This window comes from Pseudomonas sp. URIL14HWK12:I5 (assembly GCF_900176445.1).
Taxonomy (GTDB): Bacteria; Pseudomonadota; Gammaproteobacteria; order Pseudomonadales; family Pseudomonadaceae; genus Aquipseudomonas; species Aquipseudomonas monteilii.
In genome coordinates, this window is the sequence record NZ_FWXQ01000001.1 from 912004 (window position 1) to 930531 (window position 18528).

Annotated in this window: 15 protein-coding genes and 1 other RNA gene; 8 read left to right on the forward strand and 8 right to left on the reverse strand. The window is 62.2% G+C overall.

What is annotated here, in order from left to right; translation table 11 throughout:
• Nucleotides 1-185: 185 nt before the first annotated feature.
• The 5 genes from ssrA to B9A31_RS04250 form a co-directional block, all read right to left on the reverse strand.
• Nucleotides 186-584, reverse strand: a transfer-messenger RNA (tmRNA) gene (ssrA, locus tag B9A31_RS04230).
• A 99-nt stretch (nt 585-683) separates the two neighbouring features.
• Nucleotides 684-974 carry a hypothetical protein gene (locus B9A31_RS04235; RefSeq protein WP_012274266.1) on the reverse strand — a complete coding sequence of 97 codons (291 nt, stop codon included), beginning with the start codon at nt 972-974 and terminating at the stop codon, nt 684-686.
• Between the two features lie 380 nt (nt 975-1354).
• The gene (locus B9A31_RS04240; RefSeq protein WP_025754270.1) at nt 1355-4165 is read right to left on the reverse strand and encodes an FAD-binding and (Fe-S)-binding domain-containing protein; all 2811 of its coding nucleotides are present in this window, start codon (nt 4163-4165) and stop codon (nt 1355-1357) included.
• 75 nt (nt 4166-4240) lie between these two features.
• Nucleotides 4241-5386, reverse strand: coding sequence for an FMN-dependent L-lactate dehydrogenase LldD (lldD, locus tag B9A31_RS04245; protein WP_025754269.1), 1146 nt, complete (start codon nt 5384-5386; stop codon nt 4241-4243).
• A gap of 63 nt (nt 5387-5449) precedes the next feature.
• The gene (locus B9A31_RS04250) at nt 5450-7120 is read right to left on the reverse strand and encodes a lactate permease LctP family transporter (RefSeq protein WP_019098165.1); all 1671 of its coding nucleotides are present in this window, start codon (nt 7118-7120) and stop codon (nt 5450-5452) included.
• A gap of 255 nt (nt 7121-7375) precedes the next feature.
• On the opposite strand from B9A31_RS04250, the gene B9A31_RS04255 reads away from it, so the two are divergent.
• Nucleotides 7376-8143 carry an FCD domain-containing protein gene (locus B9A31_RS04255; RefSeq protein ID WP_019098164.1) on the forward strand — a complete coding sequence of 256 codons (768 nt, stop codon included), beginning with the start codon at nt 7376-7378 and terminating at the stop codon, nt 8141-8143.
• A 70-nt stretch (nt 8144-8213) separates the two neighbouring features.
• On the opposite strand, the gene smpB is transcribed toward B9A31_RS04255, so the two are convergent.
• On the reverse strand, nt 8214-8696 hold the full coding sequence (gene smpB / locus B9A31_RS04260) for an SsrA-binding protein SmpB (RefSeq protein WP_012274261.1): 483 nt from the start codon (nt 8694-8696) through the stop codon (nt 8214-8216).
• A gap of 163 nt (nt 8697-8859) precedes the next feature.
• Here smpB and B9A31_RS04265 point away from each other — a divergent pair, with 163 nt between their 5' ends.
• Nucleotides 8860-9294 carry a type II toxin-antitoxin system RatA family toxin gene (locus tag B9A31_RS04265; RefSeq protein ID WP_084296684.1) on the forward strand — a complete coding sequence of 145 codons (435 nt, stop codon included), beginning with the start codon at nt 8860-8862 and terminating at the stop codon, nt 9292-9294.
• 63 nt (nt 9295-9357) lie between these two features.
• Here B9A31_RS04265 and B9A31_RS04270 read toward each other — a convergent pair whose 3' ends face one another.
• Nucleotides 9358-9894: an outer membrane protein assembly factor BamE gene (locus B9A31_RS04270; RefSeq protein ID WP_025754268.1), complete on the reverse strand. Its 537-nt coding sequence runs from the start codon at nt 9892-9894 to the stop codon at nt 9358-9360.
• Nucleotides 9895-9991: 97 nt separating this feature from the next.
• Here B9A31_RS04270 and fur point away from each other — a divergent pair, with 97 nt between their 5' ends.
• Nucleotides 9992-10396: a ferric iron uptake transcriptional regulator gene (fur, locus tag B9A31_RS04275; RefSeq protein WP_012274258.1), complete on the forward strand. Its 405-nt coding sequence runs from the start codon at nt 9992-9994 to the stop codon at nt 10394-10396.
• A 111-nt stretch (nt 10397-10507) separates the two neighbouring features.
• Here the strand turns inward: fur and recN are convergent, their stop codons facing one another.
• Nucleotides 10508-12181, reverse strand: a complete 1674-nt coding sequence (gene recN / locus B9A31_RS04280) for a DNA repair protein RecN (protein WP_084296685.1) — start codon at nt 12179-12181, stop codon at nt 10508-10510.
• A gap of 192 nt (nt 12182-12373) precedes the next feature.
• Here recN and grpE point away from each other — a divergent pair, with 192 nt between their 5' ends.
• From grpE to carA, 5 genes are all read left to right on the forward strand, one after another.
• Nucleotides 12374-12931, forward strand: coding sequence for a nucleotide exchange factor GrpE (gene grpE / locus B9A31_RS04285; protein ID WP_019098161.1), 558 nt, complete (start codon nt 12374-12376; stop codon nt 12929-12931).
• 101 nt (nt 12932-13032) lie between these two features.
• The gene (dnaK, locus tag B9A31_RS04290) at nt 13033-14958 is read left to right on the forward strand and encodes a molecular chaperone DnaK (RefSeq protein ID WP_025754266.1); all 1926 of its coding nucleotides are present in this window, start codon (nt 13033-13035) and stop codon (nt 14956-14958) included.
• Between the two features lie 194 nt (nt 14959-15152).
• Complete coding sequence (gene dnaJ / locus B9A31_RS04295) at nt 15153-16280, forward strand: molecular chaperone DnaJ (RefSeq protein ID WP_019098160.1); 1128 nt, start codon at nt 15153-15155, stop codon at nt 16278-16280.
• A gap of 13 nt (nt 16281-16293) precedes the next feature.
• Entirely contained in the window at nt 16294-17097 is an 804-nt protein-coding gene (dapB, locus tag B9A31_RS04300; RefSeq protein ID WP_016712092.1) for a 4-hydroxy-tetrahydrodipicolinate reductase, read from the forward strand.
• 245 nt (nt 17098-17342) lie between these two features.
• The gene (gene carA, locus B9A31_RS04305) at nt 17343-18479 is read left to right on the forward strand and encodes a glutamine-hydrolyzing carbamoyl-phosphate synthase small subunit (RefSeq protein ID WP_003249935.1); all 1137 of its coding nucleotides are present in this window, start codon (nt 17343-17345) and stop codon (nt 18477-18479) included.
• Nucleotides 18480-18528: the final 49 nt, after the last annotated feature.

An 18528-nucleotide genomic window follows, 5' to 3' on the forward strand; every position in this document is an offset into this window, starting at 1 on the left:
AGAGGCTCCATGACACCTTTTGGTATTCCCAAGATTAGCCCCAGGTAGGCTGGAATACCACCGGGAATACCGGGACGGCTGGAACTCAAAAAACCGTTGTGGCCCTCAAAAGAGCAGTAAACCCTTGATTTCACTGGCTTCCAGGCACAAAAAAAGACGTCCGTGGACGTCTTTGATTGATCATTTGGTGGAGCCGGGGGGATTTGAACCCCCGTCCGCCAGTACTCCGCTGTCGGTACTACATGCTTAGCCGTGTCTACTGATTTAATCCGCAGCCGCCCGACGGGCAGGGTGCTTTGGATGAGTTGTGTAAGTTTTAGTCACTTCGCCCACAACGTGCTACGCGACGATCCTGTTCTGTATGACAATCAGTTCGGGTTTACAGGCATCCCCTAGTGATTGCTGGAGCCGAAGCTACCAGAAGCAACGGGTCAAGAGGGCCGCTTACGCAGCCAGCTTGTACTCCGCGCCGTAGTTTTCGTCATTGGCAACTATAAAAGTTGCAACAGTGGATTTACGAGTTCTGTTACCAACTCGGCATGCACCTAGAGTTTCGCTACCGGCGTCGAATCCTAATCGGCCCCACACTAGCTCTTGGCTAACGCACCTTACGGCACGTGAGGTGGAGTATACGCCATTGCGCGGGCGACGTCGACAGCCGGTCCTGTCGCCCGCGTTCGGGGTCACGCACCACCGCTGCCGGTGCCGCTGCCTTTCTCGGTTTTTTCCAGGCGCTCCAGCACTTTGCTGGTGATGGCGATGCATTCCTTGGTGTCGCCGGAGGCCTGGGCGGCCTTGGCTTTGTCGACGTGCTCGGTGATGGCCTTGTCCAGGCCTTCGGAGGTGGCGCCGGCGGTGGCCATGCTGTCGTCGATCTTTTGCAGGTTGGTGGTGCAGAGGTCTTCGGCGGCAAACACAGGCGAAGCCAGTAGGGTGGCGGCCGCGAACAGGGCCGAAAGCGCGGTACCTTTCATGGGTGTCTCCTCTGGGGCCTCTGGAAGGTGGGCCTGTAAGGTGGACTGTGGGGGATTGGCGGGGGTTCAATCGGGATCGGGGCTGCTGGTGCTCGCCTTTGTTGCTATAGCGCCTGGTAGACCGAGCGCCGCCCGCGCGGCGCATCGCGAGCTGTGCTCGCTCCTACGTTTGTTTCGGGCCAGTTATGCCTGCGACAGGCTCGCGCGACCGCCTTGTTTGTACGGCGCGATATCCAGCCATGCGCCAAGGCGTTCGTGTGCAAATGCCACAGGCAGGATTGGCCCTAAACAAAGGTAGGAGCGAGCGCAGCTCGCGATGCGCCGCGCGGGCGGCGCTCGGTCTCACCGGCGCCGCAAACCTAACGGCGACCCCCTCCAGCCTAAATGCTGCGCGGCCGGGTAACGCGGTCTACCAGGTAGACCAGGCCGTGATAGTCGATGCCGCTGTGGCTCGACAGGCCAATCTCGCAGGTGCGGCTGGTGGAGATGCCTTCGCTGCAATACTGCACCGCATCCTTCAGGCTGCGCAGCGAGTGGGCATTGAGCTCGGGGGTGGTGAAGCCTTTGTCGCCGGCAAAGCCGCAGCAATGAATGCCTTCCGGGATCACCACCTGTTTGCTGCAACGTCGCGCAAGGTCGATCAAGGCCTGGCTCTCACCCAGGTGCTGGGTGCTGCACGTCACGTGTACAGCCACCGGCTCGTCCTGGGGGGTGAACTCCAGGCGGTCGAGCAGGTGGGTGCGGATGAAGCGCACGGGGTCGTACAGGTCCAGCCGTGTTTCGCCCAGGTCTTGCACCAGGCGCAGGGTGCAGGGGCTGGTGTCGCAGTAGATCGGGTCAAGGCCGCCGCGGCTGGCGTGCAGCAGGGCGGTGATCAGTTCCTGGCGTTTGTGTTCGGCCTGTTCGGGGTAGCCCTTGGAGGCGAAGGGCTGGCCGCAGCACAGGCTGTCGGCGTTGTCGGGGAACACCACCTGGTAGCCGGCCTTTTCCAGCAGGGCGCGGGTTTTGTCCAGCAGCGAACTTTGCTCGCGGTCGGCATAGGCCGGGCCCATCACCCGTGAAACACAGGCGGCCAGGTACACCACGCGGGGGCGGGCGTCGTTGCTGGCCGGGCCGAAGTCCAGCGGGCGCAGCGGCTGTGGCATCGCGGGCGTCCACTGGGGCAGGCGGCCTTTGCTGGCTTTGCTCAACGAGGCGGTCAGGCGGCTCAGGCGGGGGGCGCCGAGCAGCTTGCGTGCGGTGTTGGCGGCGGTCAGGGTCAGGCGGGCGCCGCCCAGTGCGGTGTGGAAGTGATCGGCCAGCCAGTCGGCGGTCTTGCCGTGGTCGGCAGCTTGGCTGCGCAGTTTTTTCACCAGTTCGCCGGTATTGATGCCCACCGGGCAGCGCTGGGCGCACAGGCCGGTGGCGGCGCAGGTGTCGATGCCTTGGTACTGGTAGGTTTGCATCAGTTCGCGGGTGTCGATGCCGGCGCGCTGCTTGGCCTGAATGTCACGCCACATGACGATGCGCTGGCGCGGGCTGAGGGTCAGGCCTTTGGACGGGCACACCGGTTCGCAGAAGCCGCACTCGATGCACTTGTCGACGATTTCGTCGGCGGCAGGCAGCGGCTTGAGGTTTTTCAGGTGGATGTCCGGGTCTTCACTCAGCACCACGTCGGGGTTGAGGATGCCATTGGGATCGAGCAGGCGCTTTAGCGTCCACATCAGCTGGTAGGCGTCATGGCCCCATTCCAGCTCTACGAACGGCGCCATGTTGCGCCCGGTACCGTGTTCGGCCTTCAGCGAGCCGCCGAACTCCACGGCCACCAGTTGCGCCACGTCGTCCATGAAGGCCTGGTAACGGGCGACTTCCTCGGCGCTGTTGAAGCCCTGGGTGAAGACGAAGTGCAGGTTGCCTTCCAGCGCGTGGCCGAAAATGATCGCTTCGTCATAGCGGTGCTTGTCGAACAGCTGGATCAGGCGGTTGACGCCTTCGGCCAGCTGCTCAATGGGGAAGGTCACGTCTTCGATGATGACCGTGGTGCCGGTCTGGCGCACGGCGCCGACAGCGGGGAAGGTGTCCTTGCGGATTTTCCACAGCTGGTTGTACACGGCCGGGTCTTCGCTGAAGTCCACCTGTTGTTCCAGCGGGAAATCGGCGATGGAGGCCATCACCTGTTGCAGTTGCTCATGCAGCAGGCTCTGGCTGGCGGCGCGGGACTCGATCAGCAGGGCGCAGGCGTTGTCCGACAGGCCTTTTACCCACAGCGGCATGCCGGGCATGTTCTGCACCGAGCGCAGGCTGCGGCGGTCGAGCAGTTCCACAGCGGAAACCGGCTGGCGCTTGAGCACGGTGACCGCGCGGCAGCAGCTTTCGACACTGGGGAACACCAGCAGGGCACTGGCCTTGTGCGGGTGGTCGGGCACGGTGTCGTAGGTGACGGCGCTGATAAAGCCCAGAGTGCCTTCGGAACCCACCAGCAGGTGTTGCAGGATGTCCAGCGGCTGGTCGAAGTCCACCAGTGCGTTCAGCGACAGGCCGGTGGTGTTCTTCAGCCGGTATTTGTGCCGAATGCGCTCAGCCAGTGCCGTGTTGGCGCGGGTTTCGCGGCCCAGGCGGGCCAGCGCCTCCAGCAGGTCGGCATGGCTGCGTTCAAAGGCGGCCACGCTGGCCGGGTCTTCGCTGTCCAGGCGGGTCCCGTCGGCCAGCACCAGGCGCAGGCCGGCCAGGGTGTGGTAGGTGTTTTGCGCGGTGCCGCAGCACATGCCGCTGGCGTTGTTGGCGACGATGCCGCCGATCTTGCAGGCGTTGATCGAGGCAGGGTCCGGGCCGATCTTGCGCCCGAAGGGGGCCAGCCAGGCGTTGGCCTGGGCGCCGATGACGCCGGGCTGCAGGCGGATCTGCTCGCCCTGGCCGCGAATTTCTTTACCCCCCCAGCTATCGCCAAGCACGATCAGCACCGAGTCGGTGATGGCCTGGCCAGACAGGCTGGTGCCAGCGGCGCGGAAGGTGACCGGCACCCGCTCGCGCTGGGCCAGTTTGATCAGGCCGACCACTTCGTCTTCGGACTCGACACGCACCACCAGCTTGGGGATCAGCCGGTAGAAGCTGGCGTCGGTGCCAAAGGCCAGGGTGGAAGTGGGGTCGTCGAAGCGGCGTTCGGCGGGTATCAGGCGCTCGGCATCACGCAGGAACGCAGCGGGCAAGCTCATGCAGTCTCCTCGCGGGGCCGTGGCGTCTGTGCGCCACATGCCCCGGGTCAATCAGGCGGTCGTTCTTGCAGGCGGTCAGGCGCCCAGTTCGCGTACCAGCGAGTCGCGGGTGATCTCGCTGATCGACTTGGCGCCGGTCAGCACCATGGCCACGCGCATTTCCTTCTCGAACAGCTCCAGCAGGTTTTTCACCCCGGCCTGGCCATGCACGGCCAAGGCGTAGAGGAAGGCGCGGCCGATCAGTACAGTGTCGGCGCCCAGGGCGATCATGCGCACCACGTCGAGGCCGCTGCGGATGCCGGAGTCGGCGAGAATCTTCAGGTCGCCTTTGACCGCGTCGGCAATCGCCGGCAGGGCGCGGGCACTGGACAGCACGCCATCGAGCTGGCGGCCGCCGTGGTTGGACACCACTATACCGTCGGCGCCGAACTTGACCGCATCGCGGGCGTCATCGGCGTCGAGGATGCCTTTGATGATCATCGGGCCGTCCCAGTACTCGCGGATCCACTCCAGGTCTTTCCAGGAGATGGACGGGTCGAAGTTGTTGCCCAGCCAGCCGATGTAGTCGGCAAGGCCGGTGGGGTTGCCACGGTACTTGGAGATGTTGCCCAGGTCATGCGGGCGGCCCATCACGCCGACGTCCCACGCCCATTCAGGGTGGGTCATGGCCTGCAGCACGCGGCGCAGTGGGCCGTTCTTGCCGCTCATGCCGGAATGCGCGTCGCGGTAGCGGGCGCCGGGTACGGGCATGTCGACGGTGAACACCAAGGTCTTGACCCCGGCCGCCTTGGCCCGCTCCAGCGCGTTGCGCATGAAGCCGCGGTCTTTCAGCACGTACAGCTGGAACCACATCGGCCGGTCGATGGCCGGGGCCACTTCTTCGATCGGGCACACCGACACCGTAGACAGGGTGAACGGGATGCCGTGGGCCGCAGCCGCGCGGGCTGCCTGCACCTCGCCACGCCGGGCGTACATGCCAGTGAGGCCGACCGGGGCCAGCGCCACGGGCATGCTCAGGGTTTCGTCGAACAGTTTGGTCTCAAGGCTGAGCTCGGACATGTTGTTCAGCACGCGCTGGCGCAGGGCAATGCCGGCCAGGTCCGACACGTTGTGGCGCAGGGTGTGCTCGGCGTAGGCGCCGCCGTCGGCATAGTGGAACAGGAAAGGAGGCAGCTTGCGTTGGGCCGCGGCGCGATAGTCGGTAGAGGCAGAAATGATCATGGATTCTCGCAGCGTTGCTTGTGGGGAGTGCCGGGCGCGCCATGGCGCCCGGCCCCTTTCACTTTAGTGATGAACCAGCATGCCGGTCAGCCAGTAAGCCTGGATCAGGGTGATCAGGCCGACGATGGTGGCGAAGAACAGGCTGTGCTTGACGGTGAAGCGGAACAGGTCGGACTCCTTGCCCACCAGGCCGGTGGCGGCGCAGGCCACGGCGATCGATTGCGGCGAGATCATCTTCCCGGTCACGCCGCCGCTGGTGTTGGCGGCTACCAGCAGGGTGTCGTTCACCCCGATCTGGTGCGCGGTAGTGGCCTGCAGCGAGCTGAACAGGGCGTTGGACGACGTGTCGGAACCGGTCAGGAACACGCCCAGCCAGCCGAGGAACGGCGAGAAGAACGGGAACGCGGCGCCGGTGCCGGCCAGTACCAGGGCCATGGTCGAAGACATGCCCGAGTAGTTGGTGACGAACGCGAAGGCCAGCACCATGCCAATCGACAGGATAGGCCAGCGCAGCTCCCAGAAGGTCTCTTTGAAAGTGGTCAGACCAGTTTTGAAGTTGATCTTCAGCACCGCCATGGAAATCAGCGCCGAGAGGAAGATCGCGGTGCCGGTGGCGGAGATCGGGTCGAGCTTGAATACCGCTGGCATGGCGGTTGGCGCGGCAACGATCGGTGCGGTCTTGATCACCAGCTGGTCGAGGTGCGGGATGGCGAAGTTGAACACGAAGTTGTACATCGCGCCGCCCGGGGCGAACGCTGCCTTGAACGGCTTCAGGGTCCAGATGGTGACCAGCACGGTGAGGATCAGGAACGGCGACCAGGCCTTGAAGATCTCGCCAAAGCTGTACGGGCTAGGCTGGCTGCCGCTTGGCTGCACAACCGCTGCGCCGACGCTGCCTTTGGCTTCGCTGAACGAACGCTTGGGCTGCCACACTTTCAGGAACAGGGTCAGGGCTATCAGGCTGGCCAGGGCCGAGGTGATGTCGGGCAGTTCCGGGCCAATGAAGTTCGAAGTGAAGTACTGGGTGACGGCGAAGCTCAGGCCGGCGACCAGGGCGGCAGGCCAGGTTTCTTTCACACCACGCAGGCCGTCCATCATGAACACCAGCCAGAACGGTACGAACAGCGACAGCAGCGGCAGCTGGCGGCCGGTCATGGCGCCGATGTGGAAGGCGTCGATGCCCGTCACCTGGCCGGCCACGATGATCGGGATGCCCAGGGCGCCAAAGGCTACCGGTGCGGTGTTGGCGATCAGGCACAGGCCGGCGGCGTACAGCGGATTGAAGCCCAGGCCCACCAGCAGCGCGGCAGTGATTGCCACCGGTGCACCAAAGCCTGCCGCACCTTCCAGGAAGGCACCGAAGCAGAAGCCGATCAGCAGCACTTGCAGGCGCTGGTCGTCGGTAATCGACAGCACCGAGCTGCGGATCACTTCGAACTGGCCGCTCTTGACCGTGAGTTTGTACAGGAACACCGCCGCAACGATGATCCAGGCAATTGGCCAGAGGCCATAGAGGAAGCCATAACCCGCGGCGGCGAAAGCCATGTCGACAGGCATCTGGAAGGCGAAGATGGCCACCAGGATCGACAACGCGAGGGTGATGCTGCCGGCTACGTGGCCTTTAAGGCGGAACACGGCGAGGGCAAGGAAGAAGAACACGATGGGAATGACCGCCGCCAATGCGGACAGGCCAAGACTACCAAGCGGGCTATAGAGTTGTTGCCAGGTTTGCATATGGGGTGGCCCCTAATTGTTGTTGGTCAGCACTGGCATTGGATAATTGGTAAGACCAATTTACAATGACTGGGCGCTAGGTTAAAAGCGCTGTCATGGGTGTGTCAATTTGTCCCGTGCAAAACTTTGGTCGCGTGCCGATGAGCGGGCACCTGATGTGCTGGGAAAATCGCGACTTGGTGGGTGTTTGCGCGGCCTGGATCGGCGAGAATAGGCGCCCCCTGAAATTTGCCGGGGGTTTGTGGAGAGCATGTGATGGTTTTTGATCAGGTCCGCCAACGGCGCCTGTCCGACGACATTGTCGATCGTCTGGAAGGGATGATTCTGGAAGGTACGCTGACCTCGGGGCAGCGGCTGCCGGCCGAGCGCGTCCTTGCCGAACAGTTCGGCGTGTCCCGCCCGTCACTGCGTGAGGCGATCCAGAAACTGGTGGCCAAGGGGCTGCTGGTCAGCCGGCAGGGCGGGGGCAATTTTGTTGCCGAGTCGTTGGGGTCCACTTTCAGCGACCCGTTGCTGCAGTTGCTAGAGCACAGTGCCGAGGCCCAGCGTGATTTGCTTGAGTTCCGCCACACGTTGGAGGCGTCCTGCGCCTATTACGCTGCCCAGCGTGCCACCGAGCCGGATCGGGCGCGGTTGAAGGCGGCCTTCGATGCACTGCAGGACTGCTATGCCCGGGTCGATGAAGTGACCCGTGCGGAAGAGGGCGCAGCCGATGCAAGCTTCCACCTGGCGATTGCCGAGGCCAGCCACAACGCGGTGTTGCTGCATACCATCCGAGGGCTGTTCGACCTGCTCAAGCGCAACGTGGTGACCAACATTGGTGGCATGTACCAGCAACGCACCGAGACCCGGGACATGCTGATCAGCCAGCACCGGGAGCTGTACCTGGCGATTGTCGAGGGCAGGGCGGAGGATGCGCGGGAGGTGTCCAGCCGGCACATTTTGTATGTGCAGGAGGTGCTGGAAGAGGCGCACGAAGAAGCGCAGCGCGTGGCGCGGGCGGAGCGGCGCAGCGGGCGTTGAGATTTGTATGGGCAGTGCTGGCCTCTTCGCGGGTAAACCCGCGAAGAGGCCGGAACAGGCTGAAGAAGAGCTAGTCTTCCTTGCCCTTGTTTCGTACAGCCCGCTGCAGCTCGCGGTTGGAATCGCGTTCGCGCATGGTGTCGCGCTTGTCGAATTCCTTCTTACCCTTGCCCAGTGCGATTTCGCACTTGATCAGGTGCTTGCTCCAGTACAGCGCCAAGGCTACGCAGGTGTAGCCTTTTTGCGCCACGGCGGCCTCCAGGCGCTCCAGCTCGCGCTTGTTCAGCAGCAGCTTGCGGGTGCGGATGGGGTCGGCGATGACGTGGGTGCTGGCGGTGGTCAGCGGGGTGATGTGGCTGCCGAACAGCCAGGCTTCACCGTCCTTGAGCAGCACATAGCTGTCTGTCAGGTGTGCCTTGCCGGCGCGCAGGCTTTTTACTTCCCAGCCGGACAGGACCAGCCCGGCCTCGAACTTGTGTTCGATGAAGTAATCGTGTCGCGCTTTCTTGTTTTGCGCGATGGTCCCGGTCGGATGTTTTTTTTGCTTAGCCATAGGGGCGGCATTATAGGCAAGTCCGCGCGTCGTCCGCTATGGGATTTCGGTGTGCTTGAGCCACTGGAATGAATACCGGACAATACAAACCCTGTCATACGCACAGAACCTGTTTTCGGCACGCTGCGAAGCGTCGCCACCCAGCCTTGGAAGTGACGCCTGGATGACTACCCATATTCAACGCTCTGCCCTGCTGCCATACCCCGCCCAGGCGCTCTACGATCTGGTCAACGATGTGGCCAGCTACCCTGAGTTTCTGCCGTGGTGCTCGGCCTCGACGGTAATGGAAGCCAGCGAAACGCATATGCGCGCCAAGCTCGAAGTGGCCAAGGGGGGCATGAGCCAGCACTTCGTCACGCGTAACGTGCTGGTACCGGGGCAGTCGATCGAGATGAACCTCGAAGAAGGGCCGTTCACCCAGCTGCATGGTGTGTGGGTGTTCAAGCCGCTCGGTGAAAAGGCCTGCAAGATCAGCCTCGACCTGTCCTTCGACTATGCCGGGCCGATTGTGCGCGCCACGTTGGGCCCACTGTTCAACCAGGCGGCCAACACGTTGGTTGATGCTTTCTGCCAGCGCGCCAAGCAACTGAATACCTGATTGAAACGGGCGAAAACAAAAAGCCCGGAACACGTCCGGGCTTTTTTGTGCCTGCTGGCCCTATTAGCGGGTTTCCAGCGGTGCAGGGGTCGGTACCGGGGTGGTCTCGATGGTGTCGATTTCGCGCTGGATGGATTCTTCGGTCGAGCCAGGCTTGGCTGGTTTTTCCACAGGTTGCGCGGCTGGCTGTTCGGCCTGGCCTGGCTCGGTGGCCGGGCTGACCGTGGTGTCGCTGCTTCCGCCGAGGATTTCCTGGTCGCGGCTGACGCCTGGCATGAAGTCGCCAGACAGGCTGACCAGCTGGTCGCTTTCGTTGAAGAACACACTCATGCGTTCTTGCTGACGCTTACCGCCACCTGGCTGCAGGCTGTACAGGTAGTCCCAACGGTTGGTGTTGAAGGTGTCCTGAATCAGCGGGTTGCCCATGATAAACCTTACTTGCCGTCGGGTCATTCCGGGGCGTAATTGGTCTATCATGTCTTGCGTGACGACATTGCCCTGCTGGATGTCGATTTTGTAAACCCCGGGAAACGAGCAACCGGCGAGTGCGAGCAGTCCCGCGAGGGCGAGGCTGTTTAGCAAGAGCTTGGTGTTTTGCATCGGTGGGCGACTTCCACTATCTTGGCTGGACAACGTAAACCCCGATCATACCCGTATTAAGAGAAGCTGCGAAGCAGCATCGGCGAGAAAGCTGACCATGGTTGAAAATAGCGAATTGCGCAAAGCCGGTCTCAAGGTGACCCTGCCTCGAGTCAAGATCCTTCAGATGCTCGATTCCACCGAGCAGCGTCACATGAGCGCCGAAGATGTCTACAAGGCGCTGATGGAGGCAGGCGAGGACGTAGGCCTGGCCACCGTCTATCGCGTACTGACCCAGTTCGAAGCGGCTGGCCTGGTGGTTCGCCACAACTTCGACGGCGGCCACGCCGTGTTCGAGTTGGCCGATGGCGGTCACCACGACCACATGGTGAACGTGGATACCAGTGAAGTCATCGAGTTCATGGACGCCGAAATCGAGAAGCGCCAGCGCGAAATCGTGGCCGAGCATGGCTACGAGCTGGTGGACCACAATCTGGTCCTGTATGTGCGTAAGAAGAAGTAACGATTTTTTATCGTTATAAATGGCAAAGGCGACCCTAGGGTCGCCTTTGTGCTTTCTGGCTTGGGCAGAACCATGTTTTGCCTGCCGGCGATAGGGCCAGCGCGGGTAGCATTAAGCCTTGCAGGAAACGACCATCTTGCGCGCATGCGCCAGGGATTCCTTGGTCAGGTCGATGCCGCCTAGCATTCGCGCCACTTCCTCGACCCGCTCACGCTTGCCTAGGCTGGCCACGGCCGTGTGGGTGGTATCGCTGTTGCGCACCTTGTGCACGAACAGGTGGTGATGCCCTTGCGCGGCCACCTGAGGCAGGTGGGTCACGGTCAGTACTTGCCCGCGCTCGCCCAGGCGGCGCAGCAGTTGCCCGACGATTTCTGCAGTGGGGCCGCCGATGCCCACGTCGACTTCGTCGAACACCAAGGTGGGGATCCGCGAGGTCTGCGCGGTAATCACCTGGATCGCCAGGCTGATACGCGACAGTTCGCCGCCTGAGGCTACCTTTGCCAGCCCTTTGAGCGGTTGACCGGGGTTGGCGCTGACCAGCAGCTCGATCTGCTCCAAACCGTGGGGCGACAAATCTGCGCCTTCGTTGGGCGTCAGTTCGATGCAGAAGCGCCCACCAGGCATGCCCAGGCGTTGGATTTCCTGCTCCACTGCGCCTGCCAGCTGCTGCGCCGCTTGCTGGCGCAGGCTGCTGAGTTCACGAGCCTTCTCTTTATAGTGCTGGGCGAAGGCGGCAAGCTCTTCGCCCAATCGCTCGATTGACTCGTCGCTGGCGTTCAGGCCTTCGATCTCTTCCATCAACTGCTGCTGCAGGTGAGGCAGCTCGGTGGGGTGCACGCGATGTTTGCGCGCCAGCGTATAGATGGTGTCGAGGCGCTCTTCCAAGGCTTGCAGGCGCATAGGGTCGGCGTCGAAGTTGTCGAGGAAGCGGTTGAGCTCGCCCACGGCTTCTTCTACCTGGATCTGCGCGCTGGCAATCAGGTTGGCCGCTTCAACCAGGGCTTTGGGTGAGTGGGTGGCTGCACCCAGCCGGTTGAGGCTGGAGGTGAGGGCGCTCAGCACGTTGCCCGAATCGCTTTCGCTGCACTGATCGATAACCTGGCGGCAGATGCCGAACAGCGCTTCGGCGCTGGTCAGGTTCTTGTGCTCCTGCTCCAGATGTTCCAGTTCGTGTTCACCCAGGCCAAGGTTGTCCAGCTCTTCCAGTTGATAGCTCAGCAACTGGTGGCGGGCGCGCTGCTCATCGCCGGAGTTGGACAGCCGTTCCAGCTCCAGGCGCGTCTGGTTCCAGCGCTTGGCCGCCAGTTGCACCTGGCGGGCCAGGTCGACGGCACCAGCGTACTCGTCGAGCAGGCGGCGGTGAGTATCGGTCTTGAGCAGCGACTGGTGTTCGTGCTGGCTGTGGATATCGATCAGCAGTTCGCCCAGCGCCTTGAGGTCGCCGAGCGGGCAGGGTGTGCCGTTGATGTAACCGCGGCTGCGGCCTTCGGCGGTGATGACCCGACGCAGGATGCACAGGCCGTCGTTGTCCAGGTCGCGTTCGGCCAGCCAGGCATGGGCCTCGGGAATGTCCACCAGGTCGAAGGTGGCGAGGATATCTGCCTTGTCGGTGCCGGGGCGCACCACGCCGCTGTCGGCCCGGTCGCCCAAGGCAAGGCCGAGGGCGTCGAGCATGATCGATTTGCCCGCACCGGTCTCGCCGGTGATGACGGACATGCCGCGGGCAATTTCGAGGTCGAGGTGCTCGACGATGGCGTAGTTGTGAATGGACAGGTGCACCAGCATGGGGGCGGCTCCCGAAAGTCAGATCTGGTTATTTATACAGTACTTTTTTCAGGCCTGCCAATGCTCCTTGGCAGATTCTGTTGCTGCCCGGAAAACCACCTTGCCCCTTGAAGCTGGTTTTTCCGACCCCATATAGCCGACATCCAAGGCGAGCCTGGCTCGCAGTCCACAAAATTGCGCAGGAGAGACCCCATGGCTGACGAACAGCTGAACGAAAAAGACCTTAACGTTGAAGAAACCGGTGCAGAAACCACTGCGGACGCCCGTGTTCTGGAACTCGAGGAGCAGCTGGCCGCCGCCAAGGATCAGTCGCTGCGCGCTGTAGCCGACTTGCAGAACGTGCGCCGTCGCGCCGAGCAGGATGTGGAAAAAGCCCACAAGTTTGCCCTGGAGAAGTTCTCCAACGACCTGCTGCCGGTAATTGACAGCCTGGAGCTGGCCCTGGCGCACTCCAATGACGAAGACGAGCAAGTCAAAGCCATTCGCGAAGGCGTCAAGCTGACCCTCAAGATGTTCCAGGACACCCTCAAGCGCTACAACCTCGAAGTTGTGGATCCGCACGGTGAGCCGTTCAACCCGGAGCACCACCAGGCCATGGCTATGCAGGAAAGCGCTGAGGTCGAGCCGAACAGTGTGCTGAACGTGTTCCAGAAGGGTTACCTGCTGAACGGCCGCCTGCTGCGCCCCGCCATGGTGGTGGTCAGCAAGGCGCCGAGCGCGGCGCAACCTTCGATCAATGAAAAGGCTTGAAATCCATCGGGGCATCCCCATTTAGGTGTCAAGCCTTCAAGTATTACCGCAGTTGGCAAAAGTAGTCGCTGCTACCAAATTCAAGTTTCGGGAGAGTTAACATGGGCAAAATCATCGGTATCGACCTGGGGACCACCAACTCGTGCGTCTCCGTTCTGGAAAACGGTAACGTCAAGGTCATCGAAAACGCCGAGGGTGCGCGTACCACCCCTTCGATCGTGGCCTACGCCAACGACGGCGAAATCCTGGTTGGCCAGTCGGCCAAGCGCCAGGCCGTCACCAACCCGCACAACACCCTGTTCGCAGTGAAGCGCCTGATCGGCCGCCGCTTCGAAGAAGACGTCGTGCAGAAAGACATCAAGCTGGTGCCGTACAAGATCGTCAAGGCCAACAACGGCGACGCTTGGGTGCAGGCCAGCGGCAAGGACATGGCACCGCCGCAGATCAGCGCCGAAGTCCTGAAAAAAATGAAGAAAACCGCCGAAGACTACCTCGGCGAGCCAGTCACCGAAGCGGTCATCACCGTTCCGGCCTACTTCAACGACAGCCAGCGTCAGGCCACCAAAGACGCCGGCCGTATCGCTGGTCTGGACGTAAAACGTATCATCAACGAGCCGACCGCCGCTGCGCTGGCCTACGGCATGGACAAGGCCAAGGGCGACCACACCGTCATCGTTTATGACCTGGGTGGCGGTACCTTCGACGTGTCGGTCATCGAGATCGCCGAAGTCGACGGTGAGCACCAGTTCGAAGTACTGGCCACCAACGGTGACACCTTCCTGGGTGGTGAAGACTTCGACATGCGCCTGATCGACTACCTCGTCGACGAGTTCAAGAAAGAGTCCGGCATGGACCTGAAGAACGATCCGCTGGCCCTGCAGCGCCTGAAAGAAGCTGCTGAAAAGGCCAAGATCGAGTTGTCGTCCGCCCAGTCGACCGACGTCAACCTGCCGTACATCACTGCAGACGCCACCGGTCCGAAGCACCTGAACGTGAAGATCTCCCGCGCCAAGCTGGAGTCGCTGGTCGAAGACCTGGTCAACCGTACCATCGAGCCTTGCCGCATCGCCCTGAAAGACGCTGGCATCGATGCCAGCAAGATCGACGACGTGATCCTGGTCGGTGGCCAGACCCGTATGCCGCTGGTGCAGAAAGCCGTTGCTGACTTCTTCGGTAAAGAAGCGCGCAAGGACGTCAACCCGGACGAAGCCGTTGCCATGGGTGCTGCCATCCAGGGCGCCGTTCTGGCCGGTGACGTGAAAGACGTACTGCTGCTGGACGTCAGCCCGCTGACCCTGGGCATCGAGACCATGGGTGGCGTGATGACTTCGCTGATCGAGAAGAACACCACCATCCCGACCAAGAAGTCGCAGGTGTTCTCGACTGCCGACGACAACCAGGGCGCCGTGACCATTCACGTGCTGCAAGGCGAGCGTAAGCAGGCTGCGCAGAACAAGTCGCTGGGCAAGTTCGACCTGGCTGACATTCCGCCAGCTCCGCGTGGCGTGCCGCAAATCGAAGTTACCTTCGACATCGACGCCAACGGCATCCTGCATGTCAGCGCCAAAGACAAGGCCACCGGCAAGTCGCAGTCGATCGTGATCAAGGCCAACTCCGGCCTGTCGGACGAAGAAATCGAGCGCATGGTGCGTGACGCCGAGGCTAACGCCGAGGAAGACCGCAAGTTCGAAGAGCTGGCCGCTGCCCGTAACCAGGGTGATGCGCTGGTTCACTCGACCCGCAAGATGGTCGCTGACGCAGGTGACAAGGTTACCGCTGAAGAGAAAACCGCCATCGAGGCTGCCGTTGTTGCCCTGGAAGCCGCTGTCAAAGGCGACGACAAGGCCGCAATCGATGCCAAGGTTGAAGAGCTGTCCAAGGTCTCTGCCCCGGTTGCCCAGAAGATGTACGCCGAGCAGTCGGCTGAACAGCCTCAGGGTGGCGCGCAGCAGGCCGAGCCGGAAGTCAAGCACGATGACGTGGTTGACGCCGAGTTCGAGGAAGTGAAAGACAACAACAAGCAGTAATCCCTGCATGTTGTCGGCCAGTTCACCGCCGTTTGGCGGTGAGCTGGTAGGATGTCGCCGCGCGGGGGCTTGCTCCCGCGTTGGCGTATCTGGAATTCGAGAATTTTTACAGTATCTGTCAGCGCTCCTGGTGGGGCGGCAGGTGCTGATGGCGCGGCGCAGATGCCAGACGCCCAACAAGGTGCAAATGACCTATGTCCAAGCGTGATTACTATGAGGTTCTGGGTGTCGAGCGCGGCGCCAGTGAAGCTGACCTCAAAAAGGCTTACCGCCGACTGGCGATGAAGTACCACCCGGACCGCAACCCGGGCGATAAAGAGTCGGAAGACAAGTTCAAAGAGGCCAACGAGGCCTACGAAGTACTGTCTGATGCCAGCAAGCGTGCGGCATTCGACCAGTACGGCCATGCAGGCGTGGACCCAAGCATGGGTGGCGGCGGTGCTGGCTTCGGTGGCGCCAACTTCTCCGACATCTTCGGCGATGTATTCAGCGACTTCTTCGGTGGCGGCCGTGGTGGTGGTGGTCGTGGCGGTGCCCAGCGTGGCAGCGACCTGCGTTACACCCTGGAGCTGAACTTGGAAGAAGCGGTGCGTGGCACCACGGTCAGCATCCGCGTACCTACCCTGGTCAACTGTCAGCCTTGCGATGGCTCTGGCGCCAAAAAGGGCTCGACTCCATCGACTTGCCCGACTTGCGGTGGCATCGGTCAGGTGCGCATGCAGCAAGGTTTCTTCTCGGTACAGCAGACCTGCCCGCGCTGTCATGGCCAGGGCAAGATCATCACCGACCCATGCACCTCGTGCCACGGCGAAGGCCGGGTTGAGGAATACAAGACGCTGTCGGTCAAGGTGCCGGCGGGCGTCGATACTGGCGACCGCATCCGCCTGTCTGGCGAGGGCGAGGCGGGTACCCATGGTGGCCCGACCGGCGACCTGTATGTGGTGATCAGCGTGCGTGAGCACGAGATCTTCCAGCGTGATGGCAAGCACCTGTATTGCGAAGTACCGATCAGCTACACCGATGCTGCCTTGGGTGGTGAGCTGGAAGTGCCGACCCTGGATGGCCGCGTGAAGCTGAAAATTCCGGAAGGTACCCAGACCGGCAAGCAGTTCCGCCTGCGTGGCAAGGGTGTGGCGCCGGTGCGTGGCGGTGGTGCGGGCGACCTGCTGTGCCGTGTGGCGGTGGAAACCCCGGTCAACCTCAGCCGTCGCCAGCGCGAGCTGCTGGAAGAACTGCGTGACTCGCTGGAAGGCGACAGCTCCCACTCGCCCAAGGCCAGTGGCTGGTTCGATGGCGTGAAGCGCTTCTTCGGCGATCTCTGACAAGGAAAAGGCTATGCGACGTATTGCAGTGATGGGCGCGGCGGGGCGGATGGGCAAGACCCTTATCGAGGCCGTGCAACAAACGCCGGGTGCAGGGCTGACGGCGGCGATCGATCGCCCTGACAGCTCGCTCGTCGGGGCTGACGCCGGCGAGTTGGCGGCTCTTGGCCGGATTGGTGTGTTGTTGTCTGACGATCTGGCCAAGGTCGCCGACGAATTCGACGTGCTGATCGACTTCACCCACCCATCGGTGACCCTGAAAAACCTCGCATTCTGTCGCAAGCACGGTAAGGCGATGATCATCGGCACCACCGGTTTTACGGTTGAAGAAAAGCAGCTGCTGGCTGAAGCTGGCAAGGACATTCCAATTGTGTTCGCTGCCAACTTCAGCGTGGGTGTGAACCTTAGTCTGAAGCTGCTTGATCTGGCTGCCCGGGTGTTGGGCGATGATGTCGATATCGAGATCATCGAGGCGCATCACCGGCACAAGGTCGATGCACCGTCGGGTACTGCGCTGCGCATGGGTGAAGTGGTTGCCAATGCGCTGGGCCGCGATCTGCAGGAAGTGGCCGTGTATGGCCGTGAAGGGCAGACTGGCGCGCGTGATCGCAAGACGATCGGCTTCGCCACCGTACGCGCCGGCGATGTGGTGGGTGATCACACCGTTCTGTTCGCAGCTGAAGGCGAGCGCCTGGAAATTACCCACAAGGCCTCCAGCCGCATGACGTTTGCCAAGGGGGCCGTGCGTGCGGCGCTGTGGCTGGATGGGCGTGAGCCTGGCCTGTACGATATGCAGGATGTGCTCGAACTGCACTGAGCCTTGCAAGGGGCTGGCCCGCGATTGGGGTGCGATGCACCCCTTTGTCGCAATCTTGTGTTTTAGAGGCACATCCGCGGTAGACCAAAAACGCACTTTTCTGTAAGCTACAGCTTTAGTGTGTCCACTAAAAGCGCGCAGCGAATTGAATTCAGCACATGAAAGCGGGGTGACGTGTCCATACGTCACTCCGCTTTTTTGCAACCTGCGATCGCCCTTTCATGCTTGATTTACGGGAGGTCTTCTTGACAAAGCCAGCCATACTCGCCCTTGCCGACGGCAGTATTTTCCGCGGTGAAGCTATCGGTGCCGACGGTCAGACCGTTGGTGAGGTGGTATTCAACACCGCTATGACCGGCTACCAGGAAATCCTTACAGACCCTTCCTACGCGCAGCAAATCGTTACCCTGACCTACCCGCACATCGGCAACACCGGCACCACGCCGGAAGATGCCGAGTCGAACCGCGTCTGGTCCGCAGGCCTGGTCATCCGTGATCTGCCGCTGCTGGCCAGCAACTGGCGTAACACCCAGTCGCTGCCTGAGTACCTCAAGGCCAACAACGTCGTTGCCATCGCTGGCATCGACACCCGTCGCCTGACCCGAATCCTGCGTGAAAAGGGTGCCCAGAACGGTTGCATCCTCGCCGGTGACAACATCAGCGAAGAAGCCGCCATCGCCGCCGCCCGCGGCTTCCCGGGCCTGAAGGGCATGGACCTGGCCAAGGTCGTTTCCACCAAGGAACGCTACGAGTGGCGCTCCAGCGTGTGGGAGCTGAAGACCGACAGCCACCCGACCATCGACGCGGCCGACCTGCCGTACCACGTGGTTGCCTTCGACTACGGCGTCAAGCTGAACATCCTGCGCATGCTGGTGGCCCGTGGCTGCCGCGTGACCGTGGTGCCGGCCCAGACTCCGGCCAGCGAAGTGCTGGCACTCAACCCGGACGGCGTGTTCCTGTCCAACGGCCCTGGTGACCCTGAGCCTTGCGACTACGCGATCCAGGCGATCAAGGAAATCCTCGAAACCGAGATCCCGGTATTCGGCATCTGCCTCGGCCACCAGTTGCTGGCCCTGGCTTCCGGCGCCAAGACCGTGAAAATGGGCCACGGCCACCACGGTGCCAACCACCCGGTCCAGGACCTGGACACCGGCGTGGTCATGATCACAAGCCAGAACCACGGTTTTGCCGTTGACGAGGCCACCCTGCCGGGCAACGTCCGCGCCATTCACAAGTCGCTGTTCGACGGCACCCTGCAGGGTATCGAGCGCACCGACAAGAGCGCGTTCAGCTTCCAGGGCCACCCTGAAGCGAGCCCAGGCCCGACCGATGTCGCGCCACTGTTCGATCGTTTCACCGATGCCATGGCCAAGCGCCGCTGAGCATCCTGCTTCAAGGCCCCGGGCCGGCTCGCGCCGCGCCCGGAAGCGC